The following is a 23,987-nucleotide window of genomic DNA, read 5'->3' on the forward strand; positions in this document are numbered from 1 at the left end:
TGATCAGCAGGTCGTCAGACGTTATATCCGTAATCAGGAAAAGGCCGACAAAGCTTCCGACTTTGCCGACCTCTTTAATCGTAGCTACTAACTTATAACAAAACCGCTTCTAGCGGTTCAAGCGCAGCGTTTCAAACCTCCACCTCTGGTGGAGGTCATGACTTTCGGTGCGGACGGCGGCTCAGAGCAGGAAGTCGCTCTCGAAGTAGCGCACGAGGCCGGCGTCGATGTGGAAGTCGCCGCGGCCGTCGCCGTCCACGTCGCCGGCGATGATCGTGCCGGAATAGCGCAGCTCGCCCGCCGTGCCCGAGAAGGCCGCCTTGCCGATGAAGTCGAAGGCGTCGTTGCGCGACGTGTTGACGTCGGCGTCGATGCCGCGCAGGTCGATCACGTCGCCCTGGCTGTCCGGCTTGAAGTCTTCGATGACGTCGCGCTGCGAGCCGGTCCGGCTGTCGGAGACCTTGGTGAAGCGGAACACGTCGGCACCCGAGCCGCCGACCAGGAAGTCCTTGCCGGACCCGCCGACCAGCAGGTCGTTGCCGGAGCCGCCGACGAGGTCGTCCTTGCCGGACCCGCCGTAGAGCCGGTCGTTGCCGCTGTCGCCGTAGAGGTCGTCATTGCCGCTGTCGCCGTAGATCACGTCCTTGCCGGCGCCGCCATAGAGCCGGTCGTTGCCGCCGAGGCCCTCGAGCTGGTCGTTGCCGCCGCGGCCCTTGATGATGTTCGACCCGTCGGTGCCGATCAGCGTGTCGCGGAAGTTCGTGCCGACGACGTTCTCGATGCTCTCGAGCGTCTCCTCGCGGCCGGACAGGGCCTCGGCGAAGCCCTTGTCGAGGTCGACATAGATGCCGCGGCCGCGCTCGCCGGAGGTCGAATCCTGCAGCGAGTAGTTGATCGTGTCGCGGCCCCGGCCGCCCTTGAACGTGTTCTCGTAGCCGACCGAGTAGAACGTGTCGTTGCCGCTGTCGCCCTTGTAGACGCTGTGCAGCGTCTTCACCTTGAAGATGTCGTTGCCGGAGCCGCCGCTGACGACGTCGTACTCGTCACCGAAGCCGGCCGTGCCGGTGTGATGGTAGATGTCGTTGCCCCTGCCGAGGAAAATGTCGTTGCCGCCCTCGAAATAGTTCTTGACGAAGTCGTTGCCGCTGCCGGCGTCGACGTAGTTGAGGCCGCCGTACTTGTCGGTCCGGTTGAGCACGATGTCGTCATTGCCGCCGTAGGCGTAGACTTCCAACTTGATCTTCCTGTTCTGGACGATGTAGTCGGAGTATTCCGAACCTTCGATGAGATAGGTCATTCCCTTTTCCTTTCCGGATCAGATTGCCTGTTGACGGGACTTTGCCGGCGTCTTGCTTAACGCGGGCTGAACGGATCGCACGAACCGGAGGCGTCTTCGCGGCGATTTGCGGGAATTTTGAAGGCGGCCGCGGTTGCCCCGATTGACGGAGGCCCGCGAATGCGATCTTCTTAAATTAGCTCCGGTTGCATTTCCCCACATTGACAGAACCGCGCGCGAGGAGAATAACTGCTCGGTGAGCAGATGCGCGCCCTCCGGTCCGGCCCGCGTGCTCGACGGGAGGACGACATGGCGATCGCATTCACCGGCAACCTCGGTCCGGAATGGACCAAGGTCGTCATCGACGAGGACTCGGGTGCGATCGTCTGGACCAACTTCGAGAACGAGGCGGTTCCGGGCGCGGGCGACGACGTCGAGATCGGCGTGAAGGACGTCGTCATCTCCAGCTACATCTTCGACCATCATTCCGCGCCGAACGGGCTGGTGGCGACGAACGACCTGCACATCCTCGCAGGCGGCTCGCTCAAGGCCGACTATTCCTTCATGACGGTCAACGGCACGCTGACCAACGACGGCGACTTCACGATCCTGACCGACAGGGTCGCGGTGCTGGACGGCATCGTCAACAACGGCGTGATGACGATCGACGGCGCGAGCGACAAGGCCTATCTCCTGATGGGGCCAGGCGCGTTCCATCTCGCGGGGACGGGCGACCTGCGCCTCGCCAGCAACCAGGACGGCCTTGCCTATCTCACCGGCCGGGACGGCCTGATAACGGACTTCCACAACGAGGGCCGCGTCTCGGGCGCGGGCTATATCGGCTGGAGCAACGAGATCTACTATCCGGGCGGCTACGTCCACATCGTCAACAGCGGCATCATCGACGCCAACGAGGGCGGCCACGACCTCCGCATCATCCAGGAGACCTCCGACGCCAACCCGCTCGAGAATTCCGGGACGCTGATGGCGAGCGGCGGCGGCCGGCTGATCGTCGACGGCGCGCTGCTGCTCCAGTCCGGCGAGGGCAAGGTCGGCGCCTACGGATCGGGATCGGTCGTCGTGCTCAACGCCGTCACCGTGCGCGGCGGCGTCCTCGACACCTCCGGCGGCGGCGCGATCTATCTCAGCAACACATTCGGCTACGGCGGCAGCGCCGGTGCGCAGCCGGGCATGCTGGACGGTTCGACGGGCTACGGCGCCGTGACGATCACCCGCGACAGCCTCGTGCGCCTCGGCTTCGCCGGCCAGACCGGCGCCGACGCGGGGATCAGGGGCGACATCGTCAACCACGGCGAGATCGGCCTGCTCGGCTACTGGACCGTCCTGCGCATCGTCTCGTCCGCGACGCTCACCGGCGGCGGCGACATCCTGCTCAGCTATGCCGCCGGCGGCGCCGACGAGATCGGCGGCGCCATGCTGCAGGGCGCGAGCGACAGCGTGGTCTCCACGCTGGAGAACGTGGACAACCACATCCACGGCGCGGGCCACATCGGCCGCTACGGCTATTCGGGCTACAGCGAGAAGCTGCTCGCCGTGATCAACCGCAGCGGCGGCGTCATCGAGGCGGACAATCCGGATGCGCCGCTTGTCATCAACCGCACCGCGAGCTTCGCCAACGAAGGCGTGCTGCGCGCCTCGAACGGCGCGGAACTGTCGATCGGCGGCAATATCGGCAATCCGGACCACACGACGGCCATCGACAACGGGGGCGGCCGGATCGTCGCGCGCGGCGAAGGCTCCGAGGTCGTCGTCCTCGGCGGCACCGTCCGCGGCGGCACGCTCGACACCGACGACGGCGGCGTGATCCGCCTCGTCAACCATACCTATTCGATCCTCGACGGCGGCACGGACGAGGGCGCCGTGACGAACCAGGGGGTGGTCCGGGTCGACGCCGGCCTCTTGCGGGGCGGCATCGTCAACGACCACCGGATCGTCCTCGACCGCGAGGCGGGCTCCGTCCTCTATATGGACAGGGACGGCGTCACCCTGTCGGGCGACGGCATCCTCGAGATGGCCGGGCCGGCCGTCGTGACGGGATCGAGCGGGACGGACGCGGCCGAGCTGGTGAACCGCAGCCTCATCGAGGGTACCGGCTTCATCGGCGGCGATGCCGGCATCCACGGCCACCGGAACCTGCTGACGCTCGACAACCGCGCGGACGGCGTGATCCGCGCCACGGGCGGCGACACGCTGGTGATCGACACCGCCGGCACGATCGGGAACGCCGGCGTGCTGGAGGCGGATGGCGGCACGCTCGACATCCGCGACGCGATCGGCGGCGCGGGCACGGTGGGGGCGACCAATGGCGGCACGCTCCTCGTGCGCGGCGACTGGAGCGGCACCGTCACCTTCTCCGGCGCCGGCCAGGAGACCGTCGGCTACACGCAAAATGCCGGAAGCTGGGGCGACGGGGCCAGCCTGACGCTCAAGGGGTTCGGCGTCGGCGACCGGCTCGATCTCGGCCCTGCGAGCGGCCTCTCGCTCGCCTCGCCGGACGGCTTCGAGTGGGAGCAGACCGGCAGCGACGGCGTGTACCGTCTCCATGCCTATGGCGACACCCACGACTTCGTCTTCAAGGGCCTGACGCAGACCCATCTGGACGTGGTCGACAACGGCAGCGGCGGCTTCGCGCTGGTCCGCCGGCCGACCGTCGAGGGCGGCAGCGGCAACGACACGCTGCACGGCACGGCGGGCAGGGACCGCATGGTCGGCTACGGCGGCAACGACACCTTCCTTGCGACGGCGGGCGACGACATCTTCGACGGCGGCGCCGGCAGCGACACCGTCGACTACGCCGCCGCGACCGGCCGCGTCACCGCCGCCCTTTCCGCCGGGAGCGGGCAGGCGGTCGGCGGAGGGCAGGGCAGCGACCTGTTCCGCTCCATCGACAATCTCTCCGGCGGCGGCTTCGGCGACGTGCTGTCCGGCACGCAGGCCGCCAACGTGCTGAGCGGGCGGGCCGGCGCCGACACGCTCTACGGCTACGGCGGCAACGACACGCTCGACGGCGGCACCGGCGCCGACCGCCTGGACGGCGGCGCCGGCGACGACGGCTATGTCGTCGACAGCGGCGGCGACGTGGTGGTCGAGGGCGCAAGCGGGGGAACCGACACCGTCCGCGCCTCCGTGAGCCTGATGCTCGCCGCGCATGTCGAGAACCTGGTCCTGACGGGCAGCGCCGGCCTCTCGGGCACGGGCAACACGCTCGCCAACAGCCTCGCCGGCAACGCGGGCGCCAACACGCTGAAGGGCGGTGCCGGCAACGACCGGCTCGCGGGCAACGGCGGCAATGACACGCTCGACGGCGGGACGGGCGCCGACCGGATGGAGGGCGGCACCGGCAACGACAGCTATGTGGTCGACAGCGGCAGCGACACGGTGGTCGAGCGTGCGGGCGAGGGTACGGACACCGTCGGCGCCTCCGTGAGCCTGACGCTGGGATCGCATGTCGAGAACCTGGCCCTGACAGGCAGCGCCGGCCTTTCGGGCACCGGCAACACGCTTGCCAACAGCCTCGCCGGCAACGCGGGCGCCAACACGCTAAAGGGCGGTGCCGGCAACGACCGGCTCGCGGGCAACGGCGGCAACGACACGCTCGATGGCGGCACGGGCGCCGACCGGATGGAGGGCGGCACAGGCAACGACAGCTATGTGGTCGACAGCGGCAGCGACACGGTGGTCGAGCGCGCGGGCGAGGGCACGGACACCATCCGCGCCTCCGTGACCCTGACGCTCGCCGGGCATGTCGAGAACCTGGTCCTGACGGGCAGCGCCGGCCTCTCGGGCACCGGCAACACGCTCGCCAACGTCGTCACCGGCAATGCCGGCGGGAACGTCCTCCGGGGCGGCGCCGGCAACGACCGGTTGGACGGCGGCGCGGGGGCGGACACGCTGCTGGGCGGCACGGACGCGGACCGGCTGCACGGCGGTTCCGGCGCCGACCGATTCGTCTTCGCGGGCGCGCGCGATTCGACGGCAGGCGCGTCGGGCCGGGACGTGATCGACGATTTCTCCCGCGCCCAGCGCGACAGGATCGACCTGACGGGGATCGACGCCGACACGAAGGCCGGCGGCAACCAGGCCTTCCGCTTCATCGCGGACGACGCCTTCCACCGCAGGGCCGGCGAGCTGCGCTACGAGAAGAAGGGCGGCGACACCCACGTGCAGGGCGACGTCGACGGCGACGGCCGCGCCGACGTCTCCGTCGTCATCGACGCGTCGCTCGATCTGCGCGGCTCCGACTTCCTGCTCTGAGGCGCGGATTCGCCCGCGGCGCGCATTTCGTGCGCGCCGTCAAAAAAGCCTTGCAATCGCAAGCTCCGCCGCATAGTGAAGCCGCGAGCGGAGAGGTGGCCGAGTGGTCGAAGGCGCTCCCCTGCTAAGGGAGTATACCGGAAACGGTATCGAGGGTTCGAATCCCTTCCTCTCCGCCACGTTTCCCTCGGATTTCCAGAGCCTTGCCGCAGCGCCGCACGCGACGCTGAGCCCTTTCGCCCGCCCCCGGTCCGCAACGCAGGCGCGTCCGTTGCGGGCGATGCGTCTGCGGGCGTGCCGCGGTCGCGGTCGCCCGCCTCCATTCCGGATTCGCGCATGCTGATTCCCGTCCGGGTGCCGGCCGCGATTCGGCGGGTCGTCCGCCCGCGACGCGGCGGCCGTCGTGCGGCGGGCGGGATTCGGGCGGGCGAAACCGGCTTTCCGCCGCCTTTTCGCCCCGCATCGGGCGGCGGACGGCAGGGGTTGCGCCGCGCTAAGTGCCGGCCCTATAAGGGATTTTGTTAACGTTCGATAAACTTTTAACGGTCCGGATCGCGAATTTGTGTCGTTTGGGCAACAGGACGGGGCGAAGGCTGCCACAAACGCGCTCCGCGTTCAGTTTGGTGATTGCGTACCGAACCGCGTCTTGTATTTTCAACTCCGGAAGCAGGGGCGGTTGATCGTCCGCTTCCTGAACCAAGGGGATGGGGCAGGGAACGCTGTCCTTCAGCAAAAAACCCAGACCCGCTTGAAACGTTTTGACTGGAGGTCAGAAATGAACATCAAGAGCCTTCTCATCGGCTCCGCTGCGGCCCTCGTCGCAGTTTCCGGCGCTCAGGCTGCCGACGCCATCGTCGCCGCCGAGCCGGAACCGCTGGAATACGTCCGCGTCTGCGACGCGTTCGGCGCCGGCTTCTTCTACATCCCGGGCACCGAAACCTGCCTTCGCGTAGGCGGTTACGCTCGTGTCGAACTCGGCTTCAACTCGGAAGGCGTCAACCTCGCTGGTGGCGACAACCGTCTGAACACGCTGGCCCGCGGTCACGTATTCTTCGACGCCCGCAACGACACCGAATACGGCACGCTGCGCAGCTTCATCTCGTTCCAGGGCAACGCCGTTAACAACGACAACACCCAGGTCGAAGTCGACGAAGCCTACATCGACATCGCCGGCCTCCGCGTCGGTTACTTCATGAACTGGTGGGACGACGGCTTCGTCGGTGAAACCGACTCCATCGGCTTCCTGACCGAAGGCACGGCTGCTCGCTACTGGTACGACGGTGGCCAGTTCGGCGCCGGTCTGGCTGTTGAAGAGCTCGACGTCTACAACACGATCGACACCGACCACGTCGGCCTGTCTGGCAAGATCCAGGCTGCCTTCGGTCCGGCCACCTTCGACGTGATCGGCTCGTACGACACCAGCTTCGAAGAAGGCGCCGTCCAGGCTCGTATCTCGGCCGAAGTCGGCCCGGGCACGTTCCAGGCTGGTATCGCCTACTTCTCGGGCGTTTCCAACTACTCGGGCGCTCTCGGCGACGAATACGAGTGGACCGCTGTTGTTGCCTACGAAGCCAAGGTCACCGACAAGTTCACGGTTACCCCGGCGTTCCAGTACGCCTGGGATCGCTTCGGCGGCGGCGTTCTGCCGGCTGGCGGCGACGACTGGAAGGTTGGCGTAACGGCCGGCTACCAGATCACCGAAGGCCTGTCCACGCTGGCGACGATCAACTACCAGGACGAGCCGGACGCTGTCACGGGCTTCCTGCGTCTGCAGCGCGACTTCTAATCTGATCTGGCGTCCGCCAGTCAGGAAGAGCCCGGCCGAAAGGCCGGGCTTTTTGCATTCGGGGCATGGCGCGGAACTGCGAGCCGCCGGCCCTGCGGGCCGGTCAGACCCCGTCGAGGAAGGCGAGGACGGGGCCGAGGACCTCCGGGCGATGGAGGAGGGGCGCGTGCCCCTGGCCGGGTGCCGTGAGGGTGCGGGCGCCGGCGGCCGCCATCCGGTCGAACGTCGCCGGCGAGAGAAGCCGCGAATGCGCGCCGCGGATCGCAAGCACCGGCCTTTCCGCCAGAAGCGCGAATTGCGGCCAGAGCGTCGGCAGCGGCTTGCCGAAATCGATGGCCTGGAGCTGCGCCGTCAGCGCCGGGTCGAAATCCGGCACGATCCGGCCGTCGCGCTCCGCGTGGATCGCCTGCGCCATCTCCAGCCAGTCTTCCCGCGCAAGCGCCGGAAAGGTCGCGCCGTGGATGCCGGCGAGCGCGTCGGCCGCCGCCTCGAAGGAGGGATAGGCGCCGGACCGGCCGAGATAGTCGCGGATCTCGCTCAGGCCGGCGCCTTCGATCTCGGGGCCGATGTCGTTGAGGACCGCGGCGGCGATCAGCTCCGGTCGCATCGCGGCGAGCACGTGCAGGATCAGCCCGCCGCGCGAGGTGCCGACGAAGACCGCGCGCGCGATGCCGAGCGCGGCGCAGACGGTGAGGAGATCGCGGCACTCGACGGCGACGGTGTAGTTGGCGGGATCGGGATCCCAGGCCGAGCCGCCCCGGCCGCGATAGTCGAGCGCGACGACGCGGCGGTCCGGCACGGCGCGCGCGAAGCGGTGGAAGTCGCGGGCGTTGCGGCTGAGCCCCGGCAGGCAGACGAGGGGAAGACGCGCGGCATCCGTGCTTCCGTAGTCGCGCGCATGCAGCCTCAGCCCGTCCTCGGCGGTGAAGAAGAGATCGCGGAAACCGTCGTCCATGGCGCCTCGCTGGTGGTTGCGGGGACGATCATGGCGATTTTCGCAAGGGAGGGAAGGGGTGTCGTTCGGCTGCCACCCCCTCTGCCCTGCCGGACATCTCCCCCGCAAGGGGGGAGACTGGTTGAGGCAATGTCCCGCCCATCGCTGGCGGAACAGTTTGAGTGACGTTTCTGCGTCCTGCCGATCTCCCCAAGGGGAGATGTCCGGCAGGGCAGAGGGGATGGCGCAGCCGACCCTCACCGCCCCATGCGCAGATCCTGCACGATGTCGGCCTTCTGGCCGAGGCGGGTCTTGTAGACTTGGTAGTTCTCCATCACGCGCTGCACATAGGCGCGCGTCTCGGAGAAGGGGATGCGCTCGATCCAGTCGACCACCTCGTCGATCGGCTTGCCGCGCGGGTCGCCGTAGCGGGCGATCCATTGCGGCACACGGCGCGGGCCGGCATTGTAGGCGATGAAGGTGAGCACGTAGGAGCCGCCGAAGCCGCTGATCTGCTCGCCGAGATAATGGGCGCCGAGCGTGGCGTTGTAGGCGGCGTCGGTCGTGAGCTTCTCCGGCGAATAGGCAAGCCCGTAGCGTTTCGCCACCCCGCGCGCCGTGCCCGGCATCAGCTGCAGCAGGCCGCGCGCGTCCGCCGGCGAGACGGCGGCCGGGTTGAACGCGCTCTCCTGCCGCGCGATCGCATAGGCGAGCGCCTTGCCGGAGCCCGCGATATCGGCGCTGTCGGGGATGACGCCGATCGGGAAGGCGAGTGCCGCGACGTCGATGCCGCGGCTGAACGCGATCTTGCCGACCTGCAGCGAGAGCTGGTGGTTGCCGTCCCGCTCCGCGTCCGCCGCAAGCAGCGCCAGTTCGCCGGGGCTCGTCAGTTCCTCGGCGAGCGCCCGGTAGAGGCTGCCGGCGCGCCGCGCGTGGCCGGCTTCGGCCAGCCGGCCGATCGCCTGCACCGCCTCGCGGGCGCGGAACCGGTCGCGCTCCTCCGCCGTCGGCTTCGGATAGGCGACGTTGAGCGTGGTGCGGCCGAGCCGCGCGGCGGCGAGCTGGCCGTAGAAGGTGCCGGGGAAGTTGGCGGCCTTGGCGAAGAATTCCGTGGCATCGCCGGGGCCGCCCTTCTCCGCGGCGCGGCCGAGCCAGTACCAGGCGCGCGACAGCGACAGCGGCCGGTCGGAGGCCTGGAGGATCTTGCGGAAATGGCCGGCCGCGGTCGCCGGGTCCTTCAGGTCGCGCAGCGCGTACCAGCCGGCGTGGAATTCCGCCTCGACGATGTCCGTCTGCTCCTCGGCATGGTGGCGCGCGGCGATGCGGTAGGCGTCGCGGTGGTCGCCGAGGTCGGCGAGGCCGCGGCTGACGATGCGGCTCTCGTTCCACCAGGCGCCGGGATCGACGAGGCGCGCCGGATCGTCCGGCATCCCGGCGAAGAGCTTTCCGGCGGCGCGATAGGCCTCCTTGTTGCGCAGGTGCCGGATGCGCAGGAACGTGTAGGCCGGGTCCTTGTGCCAGCTCGGGTCGACGGCGGCGATCAGCGCGTCGGCGGTCTTCGCCTTGCGGATGACGGCGGCCCAGGCGCGGAACAGCGACTGCGCCTTGCCGAGGTCGCCGAAGCGCGCGGCCTGGTCCACCCGGTCGCGGTAGAGCAGCATCTCCATGCGCGCCTTGTGGTCGGCGGGCGTCAGCAGCGTGCCGAAACGGTCGAGGATGGCCGTCTCCAGCCCCTTCGACAGCGGCTCCTTCAGCCAGAAGGCGCGCAGGATCTCCGCCGCCCGCGCCGTGTCGCCGGTGGCGATCAGCGCCCGGCAGAGCGCCATCGCCCCCTCCGCCGTCTCCGGCAGCGTCGTGCCGAAGGCGGAGAGCACCTCGTCGGTCGGCGGGTTCTCGCGCGCGAGCGCCCGCTCGGAATGGGCGCGCAGCGATTTCAGTCCCGGCCAGCCCTTGAGCTCGCGCTGGGCGCCGGCGATCTCGCGCGACGGCACGCCGGCCTGGCCGGAGACGGCGATCGCCCAGGTGAGGATGTGCCGGTCGAGGCTTGCCGGGGGGAGGCTGTCGCGGGCGGCGAGCGCGGCGGCGGCGTCTCCGCCGGAAAGCGCGTCGAGCCCCGCCTTCAGCGCGGGGTTCGCCTGCGGCAGGCGGCCCATGCGCGGGATCGCGCCGGTCGCCTCGCGCGACGGCAGGCCGGCGGAGAAGCCGAGCGGCTCGATCCGCGTCTCGCCGCCGTCCGCCTCGACGGGCGAGGGGCGCAGCGACAGGCCGGTGAGGCCGGCGAGCATCAGGGCGGAAAGGAGGAACGCGCTTTTCGAGATCATGTCACATCCCGGCTGCCGACGCGGCCGTGCGTGCTGGCGGCCTTTCCCGCGCGCCGTGCGGCCCGATCTTCGACAATCATTAACCCTTCCCGACCTTAACGAAAGATTACCCGCCGCCCTCACATTCCGGTGAGGGCGGGGCCCCGGGGAGAGGACGGCCCGCGCGCGCCGGATATTCGTGAATTTCCGGCCTGCGCCGCGCTTGCCGCCCGCCTGCCACATGATTATTGTGCGGCAGCTTTTAACCATGGAATACGGCCAAAGCTGGGTGCCCGCCGGGCGGCTCTGGTCTCAGGAGTTCTCGATGTTCAAGGGATCCATTCCCGCTCTCGTCACCCCCTTCACCGCTGCCGGCGCCGTCGACGAGGAGGCCTTCGCCGCCCATGTCGAATGGCAGATCGCGGAGGGCAGCCACGGCCTCGTGCCGGTCGGCACCACGGGCGAATCGCCCACGCTCTCGCATGCGGAGCACAAGCGGGTGGTGGAGCTGTGCATCGAGGTCGCGAAGGGCCGCGTGCCGGTGATCGCCGGCGCCGGCTCCAACAACACGCGCGAGGCGATCGAGCTCGCCCAGCACGCCGAGAAGGCGGGCGCCGACGCGATCCTCGTCGTCACCCCCTATTACAACAAGCCGACGCAGAAGGGCCTCTTCGCGCATTTTTCCGCCGTCGCCGAGAGCGTCGGGCTGCCGATCGTCATCTACAACATCCCCGGCCGCTCGGTGATCGACATGAGCCCGGAGACGATGGGCGCGCTTCACAAGGCGCATCCGACCATCGTCGGCGTCAAGGACGCGACCGGCAGGATCGAGCGCGTCTCCGAGCAGCGCATCGCCTGCGGCAAGGATTTCGTGCAGCTTTCCGGCGAGGACGCGACCGCGCTCGGCTTCAACGCCCATGGCGGCACGGGCTGCATCTCGGTGACGGCGAACGTCGCCCCGCGGCTCTGTGCCGAGTTCCAGCAGGCCACGCTTGCCGGCGACTACGCGACGGCGCTCGCCTACCAGGACAAGCTGATGCCGCTGCACAAGGCGATCTTCCTCGAGCCCGGCGTCTGCGGCGCGAAATACGCGCTGCACCGCCTCGGCCGCGGCAACCGCGTCGTGCGCTCGCCGCTGCTCTCCACGCTGGAGCCCGCCACGGAGGCCGCGCTCGACGCCGCCCTCGTGCATGCGGGGCTCCTGAACTGACCATGGCGACCAAGGCGCGCCCGACGACGGTGAAGAAGGTCGTGGCGGAGAACCGCAAGGCCCGCTTCAACTACGAGATCCTCGACACCTACGAGGCCGGCCTGGTGCTGACCGGCACCGAGGTCAAGTCGCTGCGCGAGGGCAAGGCCAACATCGCCGAATCCTACGCCTCCGACGAGGGCGGGGAGATCTGGCTGATCAACTCCTACCTGCCGGAATATCTCCAGGCGAACCGCTTCAACCACGAGACGCGCCGCCGCCGCAAGCTGCTGCTGTCGAAGCGGGAGATCCATCGCCTGCGCAACGCCATCAACCGCGAGGGCATGACGCTGGTGCCGCTGCGCATCTATTTCAACGATGTTGGCCGCGCCAAGCTCGAGCTCGCGCTCGCCAAGGGCAAGAAGCTGCACGACAAGCGCGAGACCGAGAAGGAACGCGACTGGAACCGCCAGAAGGGGCGGCTGCTGCGCGAGAAGGGCTGACCGGATCCGGTCCGGCAGACGGGCGGGGCGCTTGCCGAACGGCCGGTCAGAACTGGCCGTAGAGCTGCGCGACGACCGAGCGGCCCGCGGCGGCAGGTGCGGCCTCGCCGGCCTGCGCCGCTTCGCCTGCATCCGCGGCGGGGCGCATCAGCGAGGTGAGGAAGGCGGTGAGCGTGTCGCTGGTCATGGCGAGCCGGCCGCTGCCCTGCGGCTCGCCGCTTGGCCCATAGAGAAAGTCGAGGTCGCCGACGTCCGCGGCATCGGCCTGCGGGACCGGTGCGGCCGCCGGGGTCGGCGCGGGCACCGCCGCGGGGCGCGTCTCGGCCGCAGGCCGGGGCCCGGCCACCCCGAAGCCGTTTCCTGAAAGCGATACCGCGTCTACCATCGTCCCGAATGTCCCCAGGGAATGAACCGCCCGGACTTCGCAATAGCAGAGGAGTGTTGAGAAAGGCTGAGCCGATCCCGACGCCTTTCAATCGATGTTTAACGAAAGGTTCAGGAGGCTTCCTCGACCGGCTCGGCGGCGCGCACCGGGCGCTCGGACGGATCGCGGCCGATCTCGGCCTTCAGCGAGGCGAGGTCGATGAAATAGTCGGCCTGGCGGCGCAGGTCGTCGGCGATCATCGGCGGCTGCGTCTGCATGGTCGAGACGACGGAGACCTTGCGGCCCTTGCGCTGCAGCGCCTCGACCAGCGTGGTGAAGTCGCCGTCGCCGGAGAAGAGCACGAGGTGGTCGACCGTCTCGGACTGCTCCATCGCGTCGATCGCCAGCTCGATGTCCATGTTGCCCTTGATCTTGCGGCGGCCGAGCGAGTCGGTGAACTCCTTGGCGGGCTTGGTGACGACCTTGTAGCCGTTGTAGTCGAGCCAGTCGATCAGCGGGCGGATGGAGGAATATTCGTGGTCCTCCACGAGCGCCGTGTAGTAGTAGGCGCGCAGCAGATAGCCGCGGGACTGGAAGGACTTGAGCAGCTTGCGGTAGTCGATGTCGAAGCCGAGCGTGCGGGAGGCGGCGTAGAGATTGGCGCCGTCGATGAACAGGGCGATCTTCTCGCGGGGATCGAACATCTCAATCAATCCTTTGAAATGGCTGGACGAAAAAGGCTCACGCTTCCCAAATCGGCGGCCGGAGGGAATACGCGGCCGCTTGCATTATGTCTTCGTGATATATACCCCATTTAGGGCAGATGCGGCATTTTTCCAAGCAAATCTGGGTTGCGAAACGTTTTTTCGCTGCACCGTCGCGCCGCCGCCGGCGGCGGGCCCGGCAAGGAAAAACTTGAATTTGCCGTCCGTTCCCTGTATCGGGCATGCAAACTCCTGAAAATTCTCGATCACAAAGGACAGGCAATGGCCCGTGTCACCGTTGAAGATTGCATTGACAAGGTAGACAACCGTTTCGAGCTGGTTCTCCTTGCAAGCCATCGCGCCCGCCTCATCTCGCAGGGGGCCGCCATCACCGTGGATCGCGACAACGACAAGAACCCCGTCGTGGCGCTGCGCGAGATCGCCGACGAGACGCTGTCGCCCGGCGACCTCAAGGAGGACCTGATCCACTCGCTGCAGAAGCACGTCGAGGTCGACGAGCCGGAACCCGATCCGGCGAGCCTGATCTCCGCCGACGCGGAGACCGGCATCGTCGTCGCCGACGAGGACGAGGACCAGCCGGAGACCATCGCCTTCGACCGCATGTCGGAGGAGGAGCTGCTGGCCGGCATCGAGGGCCTCGTGCCGCCGGAAAAGAGCGACGACTATTGATTTTCGGCGCATTTGCCGAAAACGTCGTGGACGAGACTGCCGGTGCGCCCCCGATGATCGGGGCGCACTTTTTCTTTGCCCCGTAAGCGAAGGCGAGGGAGCCGACCTGGGATGATGCGCCAATATGAACTCGTCGAACGGGTTCAGAAATACAAGCCGGACGCCAACGAGGCCCTGCTGAACAAGGCCTATGTCTATGCGATGCAGAAGCACGGGCAGCAGAAGCGGGCGAGCGGCGACCCCTACATCTCCCATCCCCTCGAAGTCGCCGCCATCCTCACCGACATGCGCCTCGACGAATCCACCATCGCGGTGGCGCTCCTGCACGACACGATCGAGGACACGAGCGCCACCCGCGCGGAGATCGACGAGATCTTCGGCGAGGACATCGGCGCGCTGGTCGAGGGTCTCACCAAGATCAAGAAGCTCGACCTCGTCTCCAAGAAGGCCAAGCAGGCGGAGAACCTCAGGAAGCTGCTGCTCGCGATCTCCGACGACGTGCGGGTGCTGCTCGTCAAGCTCGCCGACCGGCTGCACAACATGCGCACCCTCGACCACATGTCGCCGGAGAAGCGCGCCCGCATCTCGGAAGAGACGATGGACATCTATGCGCCGCTCGCCGGCCGCATGGGCATGCAGGACATGCGCGAGGAGCTGGAGAACCTCTCCTTCCGCCACATCAACCCCGAGGCCTACGAGACCGTCACCCGCAAGCTCAAGGAACTGTCGCAGAGGAACGAGGGCCTGATCCGCAAGATCGAGGAGGAGCTCGGCGAGCTGCTCGTCGCCAACGGCCTCACCGGCGCGCAGGTCCGCGGCCGCCAGAAGACGCCCTATTCGGTCTTCCGCAAGATGCAGTCGAAGTCGCTCTCCTTCGAGCAGCTCTCGGACGTCTACGCCTTCCGCATCATCGTCGACGACATCCCCTCCTGCTACCGCGCGCTCGGCATCGTCCACACGCGCTGGCGCGTCGTGCCCGGCCGCTTCAAGGACTATATCTCGACGCCGAAGCAGAACGACTACCAGTCGATCCACACGACGATCGTCGGGCCCTCGCGCCAGCGCATCGAGCTGCAGATCCGCACCAGGCGCATGCACGAGATCGCCGAATACGGCATTGCCGCCCATTCGCTCTACAAGGACGGCGAGGGGGCGAACGGCGAAGCGGCCTCGCCGCGCTCCAACGCCTATGCGCTGCTGCGCCGCACGATCGAATCGCTCGCCGAGGGCGACAATGCCGAGGAGTTCCTGGAGCACACCAAGCTCGAGCTCTTCCAGGACCAGGTCTTCTGCTTCACGCCGAAGGGCCAGCTCATCAACCTGCCGCGCGGGGCGACGCCGATCGACTTCGCCTATGCCGTCCACACCAATGTCGGCGACACCTGCGTCGGCGCCAAGATCAACGGCCGCATCATGCCGCTCGTCACCCGCCTCAACAACGGCGACGAGGTGGAGATCATCCGCTCCGGCATCCAGGTGCCGCCGCCGGCCTGGGAGGAGATCGTCGTCACCGGCAAGGCGCGCGCGGCGATCCGCCGGGCCACCCGCGCCGCCGTGCGCAAGCAGTATTCCGGCCTCGGCTACCGCATACTGGAGCGCACCTTCGACCGGGCGGGCAAGTCCTTCTCGCGCGACGCGCTGAAGCCGGTGCTCCACCGCCTCGGCCAGAAGGACGTGGAGGACGCCATCGCCGCCGTCGGCCGCGGCGAGCTCTCCTCGCTCGACGTGCTGCGCGCCGTCTTCCCCGACTACCAGGACGAGCGCGTGACGGTGAAGCCGAGCCCGGACGAGGGCTGGTTCAACATGCGCAGCGCCGCCGGCATGGTCTTCAAGCTGCCCGGCCGGGCGCGCGCCGACGGCGAGAGCGGCCCCGAGGCGCTGCCGATCCGCGGCCTCTCCGGCAATGCGGACGTGCATTTCTCCGCCGGCGGCGCCGTGCCGGGAGACCGCATCGTCGGCATCATGGAGAAGGACAAGGGCATCACCATCTATCCGATCCAGTCGCCGGCGCTGCAGAAGTTCGACGACGAGCCGGAGCGCTGGATCGACGTGCGCTGGGACCTCGACGAGGCCAACAACACCCGCTTCATGGCGCGCATCCTCATCAACGCGCTGAACGAGCCCGGCACGCTCGCCGAGGTGACGCAGGCGATCGCCACCGGCGACGTCAACATCCGCTCCATGTCGATGACGCGGGTGGCGGCCGACTTCACCGAGGTGCAGATCGACCTGGAGGTCTGGGACCTGCGGCAGCTGAACCAGCTCATCGGCCAGCTGAAGGAGCTCTCCTGCGTCTCGACGATCGCCCGCGTGTTCGCATAGGGGCCGTCATGCGCTTTCGTGGGCATTCTGCCCCGATCGAGGCAGGTTTGCCCAAGGTTTGACCAGTCGATATGCGCTGAACGCATGGCTGATCCCGGATAGAAACGCTGGTTTTCCGGGGGTTCCGCCACTATCTTCAGCGTCGGGAGGTCAACCGACAGGGGTTCGACACATGCTGAAGCAGTTCAAGAATTTCGCCCGCGCGCTGCGCGTTCCCAGCACCGAAGAGCGCGAGATGGCCTATCTCAACGGCTCGATCGACCGGATCGATCTCGAGTACCGCCAGCGCCAGATCGACCGCGGCCTTTTCCGCAAGTTCTGAGTGCCGCACCGATGGCGCCCCGGCCCGATGCCGCAAGGGCGCCATTGAAATGTTCCCGTGGCGCCGTCCGGGCGCCATTGAAATGCCATCGCCGGATCGGCTATGTCTGACCCATGTTGTTCAGACGCCGAAAGAAGGCCTCCTGGCCCGAGCGGGTGCGCGAATTCTTCTGGCCGCGCAAGGGTTTCACGCGTCCCGCGCGCTATCTCGCCAAGCGCATCCTGCGCCTTTCGGCCACCCCGCACGCCGTCGCCACGGGGGTTGCGGCCGGCACCTTCTCGGCCTTCACCCCGCTCCTCGGCTTCCATGCCATCCTGGCGCTGGCGCTTGCCTGGCTGCTGGCCGGCAACCTCGTCGCCGCGGTGCTCGCGACGGCCATCGCCAATCCGCTGACGATCCCGGTGATCGCGGTCGGCACGCTGAGGACGGGCGAGGGCCTGCTCGGCGTGCATGCGGCGCAGGCCGTCACCGCGGGCGAGCTCTTCGACATGCTGGAGCATCTCGAATTCTCCGAGCTCTGGCAGCCCGTGCTGAAGCCGATGCTCGCGGGCGCGGCTTTGCTCGGCCTTGCGGCGGCGCTGCTGTCCTATGCCGTCACGCGGCTTGCCGTCGGCGGCTTCAAGGCGCGCCGCCGCGCCCGCCTGCATGCGGCCGCCTCCATCCTCTCTCACGGAGACCGTCCCTCATGATCATCGGCATCGGCAGCGACCTCATCGACATCCGCCGGGTCGAGAAGTCGCTGGAGCGCTTCGGCGAGCGGTTCACCGCCCGCTGCTTCACCGACATCGAGCGGGCGAAGTCCGACGGGCGGAAGAACCGCGCGGAATCCTACGCCAAGCGCTTCGCCGCCAAGGAGGCCTGTTCCAAGGCGCTCGGCACGGGGCTGGCGCAGGGCGTGTTCTGGAAGGACATGGGCGTCGTCAACCTGCCCGGCGGCAAGCCGACCATGCGGCTGTCCGGCGGCGCGCTGGAGCGGCTGAAGCATATGCTTCCCGCCGGCCACGAGGCACGCATCCACGTCACGATCACCGACGACTACCCGCTCGCCCAGGCCTTCGTCATCATCGAGGCGCTGCCGGTGGAAAATGTGGAATAGTCTTGCGCCCGCCCCCTCATCCGGCCCTTCGGGCCACCTTCTCCCCGCCGGGGAGAAGGGAGGGTCGCCGACGTTTCGTTTCTCCTTCTCCCGGCGGGAAGAAGGTGCCCGAAGGGCGGATGAGGGGGCTGGTGCTTGCACCCGGCCTCTTTTTGGCCGATGCGATTTCCATCCGCCGTCCTTTGATCTATAGAGGGCCCCATGTTTGCAGATAAGGAAAAGTCCGGCGTGGCAGAGAAGACTGAAAAGGCGCATGGCGGCCTGTGGGAAAACGTCAAGGTCATCATCCAGGCGCTGCTCTTGGCCGTCGTGATCCGCACCGTCCTGTTCCAGCCCTTCACCATCCCCTCCGGTTCGATGATGCCGACGCTGCTCGTCGGCGACTATCTGTTCGTCAACAAGTTCTCCTACGGCTATTCGAAATATTCGCTGCCGTTCTCGCCCGACCTGTTCTCCGGCCGCATCTTCGCGAGCGAGCCGGAGCGCGGCGACATCGTCGTCTTCCGCTTTCCCCCGAACCCGGACATCGACTACATCAAGCGCCTCGTCGGCCTGCCCGGCGACCGCATCCAGGTGAGGGACAGCGAGCTCTACGTCAACGGCGTGCCGGTCAAGCGCGAGCACAACGGCTTCTTCCGCGCCGACGACCAGTACGACACCGGCGACGACGTGCCGGTCTTCCGCGAGACCATGGACAACGGCGTGACCTACGACACGCTCGACACGCGCCCCGGCACGGTCGGCGACAACACGCGCGAGTTCATCGTGCCGGAAGGCCACTATTTCATGATGGGCGACAACCGCGACAACTCGGCCGACAGCCGCTTCGACGTCGGCTTCGTGCCGGCGGAGAACCTGATCGGCCGCGCCAGCCTGATCTTCTTCTCGCTCGGCAACGACACCGCCTTCCGCGAAATCTGGAAATGGCCGACGAACCTGCGCTGGGACCGCCTGTTCAAGGTCGTGGAATGAAGGGCGCCAGACCCCTCGACGAGGAGAACCGCGCGCTGCTCGAAGGCCTGATCGGCTACGCCTTCACCGACAAGGAGCGGCTCGACCGGGCGATCACCCATTCGAGCACGCGCCCCGGCAAGGGCGTCGACTACGAGCGGCTGGAGTTCCTCGGCGACCGGGTGCTCGGCCTCTGCGTCGCCGAGCTCTTGTTCCGCACCTTCCGCGAGGCGAAGGAGGGCGAGCTCTCGGTGCGCCTCAACCAGCTCGTCAGCGCCGAGAGCTGCGCGGCGGTCTCCGACGACCTCGGCCTGCACCGCTTCATCCGCACCGGCGCGGACGTCAAGAAGCTCACCGGCAAGGCGATGCTAAACGTGCGCGCCGATGTGGTGGAATCGCTGATCGCCGCGATCTATCTCGACGGCGGGCTGGAGGCGGCGCGCGGCTTCATCCTGCGCAACTGGGAGGAGAGGGCGGTGCGTGCCGAGGGCGCGCGGCGCGACGCCAAGACCGAGCTGCAGGAATGGGCGCATGCGAAATTCGGCGTGACGCCGTTCTACCGGGTGGACGAGCGCTCGGGTCCGGATCATGATCCGCGCTTCACCGTCACGGTGGAGATCCCGGGCGTTCCGCCCGAGACGGGCACGGACCGCTCGAAACGGGCCGCCGAGCAGGCGGCCGCGACGAAGATACTGGAACGCGAGGGCATCTGGCGGAAAGCCTGACACGCCCCGGATTGACGGATGCCATGACGGAAGAAAACGCAAAGCCCACGCGCTCGGGCTTCGTCGCCCTGATCGGCGCGACGAACGCCGGCAAGTCGACGCTGGTCAACCGCCTCGTCGGCGCCAAGGTGACGATCGTCAGCCACAAGGTGCAGACGACGCGCGCCATCGTGCGCGGCATCGCCATCCACGACAACGCGCAGATCGTCTTCATGGACACGCCCGGCATCTTCAAGCCGCGCCGCAGGCTCGACCGCGCCATGGTGACGACCGCCTGGGGCGGCGCCAGGGACGCCGACGTCATCCTGTTCCTGATCGACAGCGAGCGCGGCCTCAAGGGCGACGCCGAGACGATCCTGGAGGGCCTCAAGGAGGTCCGCCAGCCGAAGATCCTCGTGCTCAACAAGATCGACCGGGTGAAGCCCGAGGACCTGCTGAAGCTCGCCGCCGCCGCCAACGAGGCGGTCCCCTTCGAGCGCACCTTCATGGTCTCCGCGCTCACCGGTTCGGGCTGCGACGACCTGATGGACCATCTTTCGGCCACGCTGCCGGAAGGCCCCTGGTACTATCCCGAGGACCAGATCTCCGACCTGCCGATGCGCCAGCTCGCCGCCGAGATCACCCGGGAGAAACTGTTCCTCAGGCTGCACCAGGAGCTTCCCTATTCCTCCCACGTCGAGACGGAGAAGTGGGAGGAGCGCAAGGACGGCTCGGTGCGCATCGAGCAGGTGATCTACGTCGAGCGCGACAGCCAGAAGAAGATCGCGCTCGGCAAGAACGGCGAGGCGATCAAGGCGATCTCGATGTCCGCGCGCAAGGAGCTGTCGGAGATCCTCGAACAGCCGGTGCACCTCTTCCTCTTCGTCAAGGTGCGCGAGAACTGGGGCGACGACCCCGCCCGCTTCCGCGAGATGGGCCTGGATTTCCCGACGTCGTGATACCTTAAGCGCTATCGTCCTGGATTGACGACGGTGCCTTGTGCCCCTTCTCCCCGCCGGGGAGAGGTCGCGGCAGCGGGATGAGGGGGACGCGCGCCAAGCGAAATCAAGATAGTGACGGCGTGCGCTTTCACCCCCTCGTCCGCCCTTCGGGCACCTTCTCCCCGCCGGGGAGAAGGGGAGGCGGCAGCGTCACGTTTCCTAAGCCCGCGCCCGCCGTTCCGGCGTCTGCGCCGCCTCGCGCGCCTTCTCGACGAGGCGCTGCATCGCCCACACGCCGACGTCGTCGAGCGAGAGCGGCGGGGTGATCAGGTAGCCCTGGTAGAAGTCGCAGCCGGCGGCGGCGAGCAGGCCCATCTTCTCGGTCGTGTCGACGCCCTCGGCGATGACGGACATGTCCTGCGCGTGGCAGAGCGCGATCAGCGCGCGCAGCGTCGGCAGGGCCGCGGCGACCGTGAGGCTTTCCACCAGCGCCCGGTCGAGCTTGATGGTCTCGGCCGGGTATTCGATGATCTGCTGCACCGAGGTGTAGCCCGCGCCGAAATCGTCGATCGAGATGCGGAAGCCCCTGGCGCGCAGCACGTCGATGTTGCGGCGCAACTGCTCGCCGAGCTTGACGGCGAAGGTCTCCGTCAGCTCGATCTCGATGGTGCGCGGGTCGACGCCGTGGCGCTCGGCGCATTCGCAGAAATGGTCGGAGATCGAGCGGGTGTAGAGCTCGGCCGAGGAGATGTTGATGCACAGGATCATCTCGGGGCCGAACAGCTTGCGCAGCTGCCCGCTCTCGGCCATGGCGCGGTCGATCACCCACCAGTCGATCTTGCTGAACAGGCCCGTCGTCTCGGCGATCGGGATGAACTCGTCCGGCGTCACCCGGCCGAGGGAGGGCGATTCCCAGCGCAGCAGCGCCTCGCAGCCCGTCACCTTGCCGCGCCCGTCGACGATCGGCATGTAGACGAGGCGGAACTCGCGGTCGGGATCGAGGACGCGCAGCTCCTCCTCGATGCGGCGCTGGCGGTTGCGTTTCTCGTGCAGGGAGCGCGAGTAGCGCGCCGAACCGTTCTTGCCGCAGGATTTCGCCTGGTACATGGCGGCGTCCGCGTTGGCGAGCAGCTCCGGCAGCGTGCGGGCGTCGTCCGGATAGACGGCGATGCCGATGCTGGCGGTCACCGGATAGGCCTTGTCGAGCACCTCGAAGCCCTCGGCGAACAGGGCGAGGATCGCGTCGGACACCTCGGCGATCGTGCCGTTGCCGGGCTGGCTGCGCAGCATGATGGCGAACTCGTCGCCGGAAAGCCGGGCGAACAGGCCTTCCGGCAGGCCGCGCGCGGTGACGGTGCGCTCGACGATCGCGGCGATGCGCGCGGCGAGCGTCTTCAGGAGCTCGTCGCCGACCTTGTGGCCGTGCTTGTCGTTGACGAACTTGAAGTTGTCGACGTCTATGAACAGCAGCGTGCAGCCGGCGCCCTGCGCCTCGGCCTCGGCGATGATCTGGGTCGAGCGGATGTTGAAGTGCTCGCGGTTGCTGATGCCCGTCAGCGTGTCCGTCCAGGAGGCGTTGCGCACGAGGTCGAAGGAGCGCAGCGAATTGTCGTGCAGCCGCTTGACGTTGGCCGAGAGCCGGCCGATCTCGCCGGCCTCGCCCATGTCCGGCAGCGCGCTGAGGCTGCCGTTCATCACGTCGGTGAGGCGACGGTCGAGGCGGGCGATCGGCTCGGTGATGTAGCGGCGCAGCAGGAAGAGCACGAGGCCGATCGAGCACAGGCTGAGCGCGATCGCGCCGAGCGCGAGCAGCGTCTTCAGCGTGCCGAGCCGCTGGTCGAGGAAGTCGGGCCGCGGCGTCAGCCGGGCGAAGAGCGACGGGCTGAGCTTGGCCGTCGCCGACAGCGCGCCCTGCGCGAGCAGCGGATGGCGCGAGATCTCGAGCCGCGCGCCGTATTCCTTCTCGAGCGTCTGCTTCATCTCCAGGAACGGCGCGGGGCGCACGGCGGTCTGGACGAGGATGGCGCTCTGCTTGGCGGTCGGCAGCGGCCGGTTGAAGGTCAGCGGGTCGATGAACTCCGAATGCACGATCAGCGGCTCGATGCCGTCGACGTCGAGATAGGTCCAGGAGGAGAGGCGCGGGCTCTCGATGACCGCGCGGGCGTGCTTCAGCTGCTGCGGCGTCAGCTCGGCGAAGGGATCGTCGCTGTTTTCGTAATAGTAGTCGACCGACAGCGGCGGGCGGATGATGGCGACCGAGACGAATTTCTGCTTCTCGTCGGAAAGCGAGGTGATGCTCTGCTGCAGCCGCGCGCCGAGCGCGTTGCTGCGGTAGCTGGCGTCCGTCTCGTTGACGAAGAGGCGCACCGCGTTGCCCTCGACCAGCGAGTAGATCAGCGAACGGTTCTGCGTCACCTCGTTCTGGAAGACGGCGGTGAGCAGGCCCATCTGCTGCCACAGCCGCGCCCTTTCCAGCCCGAGCACCGAGGAGCCCTGGACGAAGTAGATCAGCGAGGCCGCTAGCACGTAGCCCGACAGGATGACGGGGAAGATGAGGGCGAGGGCGCGTTTATCGAGCGTCACTGAATTGGGCCAGACTGCTGATGATGCGACGACGGGCCTGGACCGACTGGACGGTCAGTTCTTCCTGGAACTGGCTGCGGGCGAGGATTTCCGGCGCGGTATAGATTTCGGGATTGGAGCGCATCTCCTCGGGAAGCAGCGCGAGGGCGGCGGTGCTGGCCGTGGGCATGTTGAGGCTCTGGGCGTTGCGGGCGGCGTTTTCGGCGTTGGTGATGAAATCGAACAGCTTCAGCGCCGCCTCGCGGTTCTGCGAGCGCTCGCTGACGGCGATGCAATCGAGCCAGGAGAGCGTGCCCTCCTTCGGCACCACGTAGCGCCACAGGCCGGGCGCGGAGACCTTCTCGTTCAGCACGTGCTGGTCGCCGCTGTAGCCGAGCGCCATGTAGATGTCCTGACCGTGCTCCGGGCTCTGGATCGAGGTGATGATGTAGTCGTAGGTGAGCACGTAGGGCGACTGCGCCTTCATCACCTCGTAGGCCTGCTTCAGCGTCTCGTTGTCGTTGGCGTTGACCGACTTGCCGAGCAGCATCAGCGGCGCCACGAATGCTTCCGCATGGTCGTCGTACATGGCGATGTGGCCGCGCAGCGGCTCGTCCGGCGCCATCAGGTCGGACCAGGAGGAGGGGGCCGCCGTCACCTTGTCGGAGCGGTAGAGGATGCCCATCGTGCCCCAGAGATAGGGCAGGCCGTAGCCGCCGCAGCGGCGCGTCCAGCTTTCCGGATAGTCGGCGGCCGACGGCACGGCGGCGGGGTCGAGCGGCAGGAGCACGCCGCGGTTGCCGTAGAGCTTGGCGCCGTTCTCGCTGGTCACGACGAGGTCGACATTGCTGTTCGGGTCGGAGAGGATCTCGTCGCGGGCATCGCCGCTGTCGTAATAGGTCTGGTGGACCTCGATGCCGGTCTTCGCCTTGAAGTCCTCCAGGATCGAGCCCTCGATATAGGCTTCCCAGATGAGCAGGTTCAGGGTGATGGCATGGGCAGGTGCCGCGGCCGTGAGGGCCGTCAGGGAAACTGCTGCGAGAAGCGCACCGCGCATGACCTTGGCCC

Annotated in this window: 19 protein-coding genes, 1 tRNA gene and 2 pseudogenes; 15 read left to right on the forward strand and 7 right to left on the reverse strand. The window is 67.7% G+C overall.

Translation table 11 applies throughout. The features are described 5' to 3' along the window. Positions 1 to 91 (forward strand): annotated as a pseudogene (locus tag NNZ72_RS25595) (IS200/IS605 family transposase); the annotation flags it as partial. A gap of 90 nt (positions 92 to 181) precedes the next feature. Here the strand turns inward: NNZ72_RS25595 and NNZ72_RS18750 are convergent. Beyond that, positions 182 to 1,297: a calcium-binding protein gene (locus NNZ72_RS18750; RefSeq protein ID WP_257317050.1), complete on the reverse strand. Its 1,116-nt coding sequence runs from the start codon at positions 1,295 to 1,297 to the stop codon at positions 182 to 184. Positions 1,298 to 1,585: 288 nt separating this feature from the next. On the opposite strand from NNZ72_RS18750, the gene NNZ72_RS18755 reads away from it, so the two are divergent. The 3 genes from NNZ72_RS18755 (at position 1,586) to NNZ72_RS18765 (ending at position 7,337) form a co-directional block, all read left to right on the forward strand. Next, the gene (locus tag NNZ72_RS18755; RefSeq protein ID WP_257317051.1) at positions 1,586 to 5,551 is read left to right on the forward strand and encodes a beta strand repeat-containing protein; all 3,966 of its coding nucleotides are present in this window, start codon (positions 1,586 to 1,588) and stop codon (positions 5,549 to 5,551) included. Positions 5,552 to 5,640: 89 nt separating this feature from the next. Beyond that, positions 5,641 to 5,730 (forward strand) — tRNA-Ser (locus tag NNZ72_RS18760). Between the two features lie 596 nt (positions 5,731 to 6,326). Next, complete coding sequence (locus tag NNZ72_RS18765; RefSeq protein WP_257317052.1) at positions 6,327 to 7,337, forward strand: porin; 1,011 nt, start codon at positions 6,327 to 6,329, stop codon at positions 7,335 to 7,337. 103 nt (positions 7,338 to 7,440) lie between these two features. On the opposite strand, the gene NNZ72_RS18770 is transcribed toward NNZ72_RS18765, so the two are convergent. Further along, a complete protein-coding gene (locus NNZ72_RS18770; RefSeq protein ID WP_257317053.1) occupies positions 7,441 to 8,292 on the reverse strand; it encodes an alpha/beta fold hydrolase in 852 nt (283 codons plus the stop codon). A 236-nt stretch (positions 8,293 to 8,528) separates the two neighbouring features. Beyond that, positions 8,529 to 10,589: a lytic transglycosylase domain-containing protein gene (locus NNZ72_RS18775; RefSeq protein WP_371747786.1), complete on the reverse strand. Its 2,061-nt coding sequence runs from the start codon at positions 10,587 to 10,589 to the stop codon at positions 8,529 to 8,531. Between the two features lie 307 nt (positions 10,590 to 10,896). Here NNZ72_RS18775 and dapA point away from each other — a divergent pair, with 307 nt between their 5' ends. Both dapA and smpB read left to right on the forward strand, forming a co-directional pair. Then, complete coding sequence (dapA, locus tag NNZ72_RS18780; protein ID WP_257317055.1) at positions 10,897 to 11,781, forward strand: 4-hydroxy-tetrahydrodipicolinate synthase; 885 nt, start codon at positions 10,897 to 10,899, stop codon at positions 11,779 to 11,781. Between the two features lie 2 nt (positions 11,782 to 11,783). After that, on the forward strand, positions 11,784 to 12,263 hold the full coding sequence (smpB, locus tag NNZ72_RS18785) for an SsrA-binding protein SmpB (RefSeq protein ID WP_257317056.1): 480 nt from the start codon (positions 11,784 to 11,786) through the stop codon (positions 12,261 to 12,263). 46 nt (positions 12,264 to 12,309) lie between these two features. On the opposite strand, the gene NNZ72_RS18790 is transcribed toward smpB, so the two are convergent. Then, positions 12,310 to 12,648 (reverse strand): hypothetical protein, encoded by a 339-nt coding sequence (locus tag NNZ72_RS18790; protein WP_257317057.1) that lies wholly within the window; start codon positions 12,646 to 12,648, stop codon positions 12,310 to 12,312. A gap of 110 nt (positions 12,649 to 12,758) precedes the next feature. Then, positions 12,759 to 13,331 carry a LabA-like NYN domain-containing protein gene (locus tag NNZ72_RS18795; protein ID WP_257317059.1) on the reverse strand — a complete coding sequence of 191 codons (573 nt, stop codon included), beginning with the start codon at positions 13,329 to 13,331 and terminating at the stop codon, positions 12,759 to 12,761. A gap of 282 nt (positions 13,332 to 13,613) precedes the next feature. Between NNZ72_RS18795 and rpoZ the strand changes: the two genes are divergently transcribed. The 9 genes and pseudogenes from rpoZ (at position 13,614) to era (ending at position 20,375) form a co-directional block, all read left to right on the forward strand. Then, positions 13,614 to 14,021, forward strand: coding sequence for a DNA-directed RNA polymerase subunit omega (gene rpoZ / locus NNZ72_RS18800; RefSeq protein ID WP_257317060.1), 408 nt, complete (start codon positions 13,614 to 13,616; stop codon positions 14,019 to 14,021). 111 nt (positions 14,022 to 14,132) lie between these two features. Further along, positions 14,133 to 16,343, forward strand: a complete 2,211-nt coding sequence (locus NNZ72_RS18805; RefSeq protein WP_257317061.1) for a RelA/SpoT family protein — start codon at positions 14,133 to 14,135, stop codon at positions 16,341 to 16,343. A gap of 172 nt (positions 16,344 to 16,515) precedes the next feature. Further along, the gene (locus tag NNZ72_RS18810) at positions 16,516 to 16,665 is read left to right on the forward strand and encodes a DUF3563 family protein (protein ID WP_257317062.1); all 150 of its coding nucleotides are present in this window, start codon (positions 16,516 to 16,518) and stop codon (positions 16,663 to 16,665) included. A gap of 113 nt (positions 16,666 to 16,778) precedes the next feature. Next, the gene (locus tag NNZ72_RS18815; protein WP_257317063.1) at positions 16,779 to 17,354 is read left to right on the forward strand and encodes a DUF2062 domain-containing protein; all 576 of its coding nucleotides are present in this window, start codon (positions 16,779 to 16,781) and stop codon (positions 17,352 to 17,354) included. Next, positions 17,351 to 17,761 (forward strand): holo-ACP synthase, encoded by a 411-nt coding sequence (acpS, locus tag NNZ72_RS18820; protein ID WP_257317064.1) that lies wholly within the window; start codon positions 17,351 to 17,353, stop codon positions 17,759 to 17,761. The genes NNZ72_RS18815 and acpS overlap by 4 nt, the downstream gene beginning before the upstream one ends. Beyond that, positions 17,751 to 17,906: pseudogene (locus NNZ72_RS25600) on the forward strand (endonuclease domain-containing protein); the annotation flags it as partial. The gene acpS and the pseudogene NNZ72_RS25600, both read left to right, overlap by 11 nt. Before the next feature lie 56 nt (positions 17,907 to 17,962). Continuing rightward, positions 17,963 to 18,733: a signal peptidase I gene (gene lepB / locus NNZ72_RS18825; protein WP_257317066.1), complete on the forward strand. Its 771-nt coding sequence runs from the start codon at positions 17,963 to 17,965 to the stop codon at positions 18,731 to 18,733. Then, entirely contained in the window at positions 18,730 to 19,437 is a 708-nt protein-coding gene (rnc, locus tag NNZ72_RS18830; RefSeq protein ID WP_257317068.1) for a ribonuclease III, read from the forward strand. The genes lepB and rnc overlap by 4 nt, the downstream gene beginning before the upstream one ends. Before the next feature lie 23 nt (positions 19,438 to 19,460). Next, positions 19,461 to 20,375 carry a GTPase Era gene (era, locus tag NNZ72_RS18835; RefSeq protein WP_257317069.1) on the forward strand — a complete coding sequence of 305 codons (915 nt, stop codon included), beginning with the start codon at positions 19,461 to 19,463 and terminating at the stop codon, positions 20,373 to 20,375. Between the two features lie 201 nt (positions 20,376 to 20,576). Here the strand turns inward: era and NNZ72_RS18840 are convergent, their stop codons facing one another. After that, positions 20,577 to 22,940 carry a putative bifunctional diguanylate cyclase/phosphodiesterase gene (locus NNZ72_RS18840; protein ID WP_257317072.1) on the reverse strand — a complete coding sequence of 788 codons (2,364 nt, stop codon included), beginning with the start codon at positions 22,938 to 22,940 and terminating at the stop codon, positions 20,577 to 20,579. Next, positions 22,927 to 23,976, reverse strand: a complete 1,050-nt coding sequence (locus NNZ72_RS18845; protein WP_257317073.1) for a polyamine ABC transporter substrate-binding protein — start codon at positions 23,974 to 23,976, stop codon at positions 22,927 to 22,929. The genes NNZ72_RS18840 and NNZ72_RS18845 overlap by 14 nt, the downstream gene beginning before the upstream one ends. Positions 23,977 to 23,987 lie beyond the last annotated feature (11 nt).

Origin of the sequence: Shinella pollutisoli, from assembly GCF_024609765.1 — a bacterium.
Classification (GTDB): domain Bacteria; phylum Pseudomonadota; class Alphaproteobacteria; order Rhizobiales; family Rhizobiaceae; genus Shinella; species Shinella pollutisoli.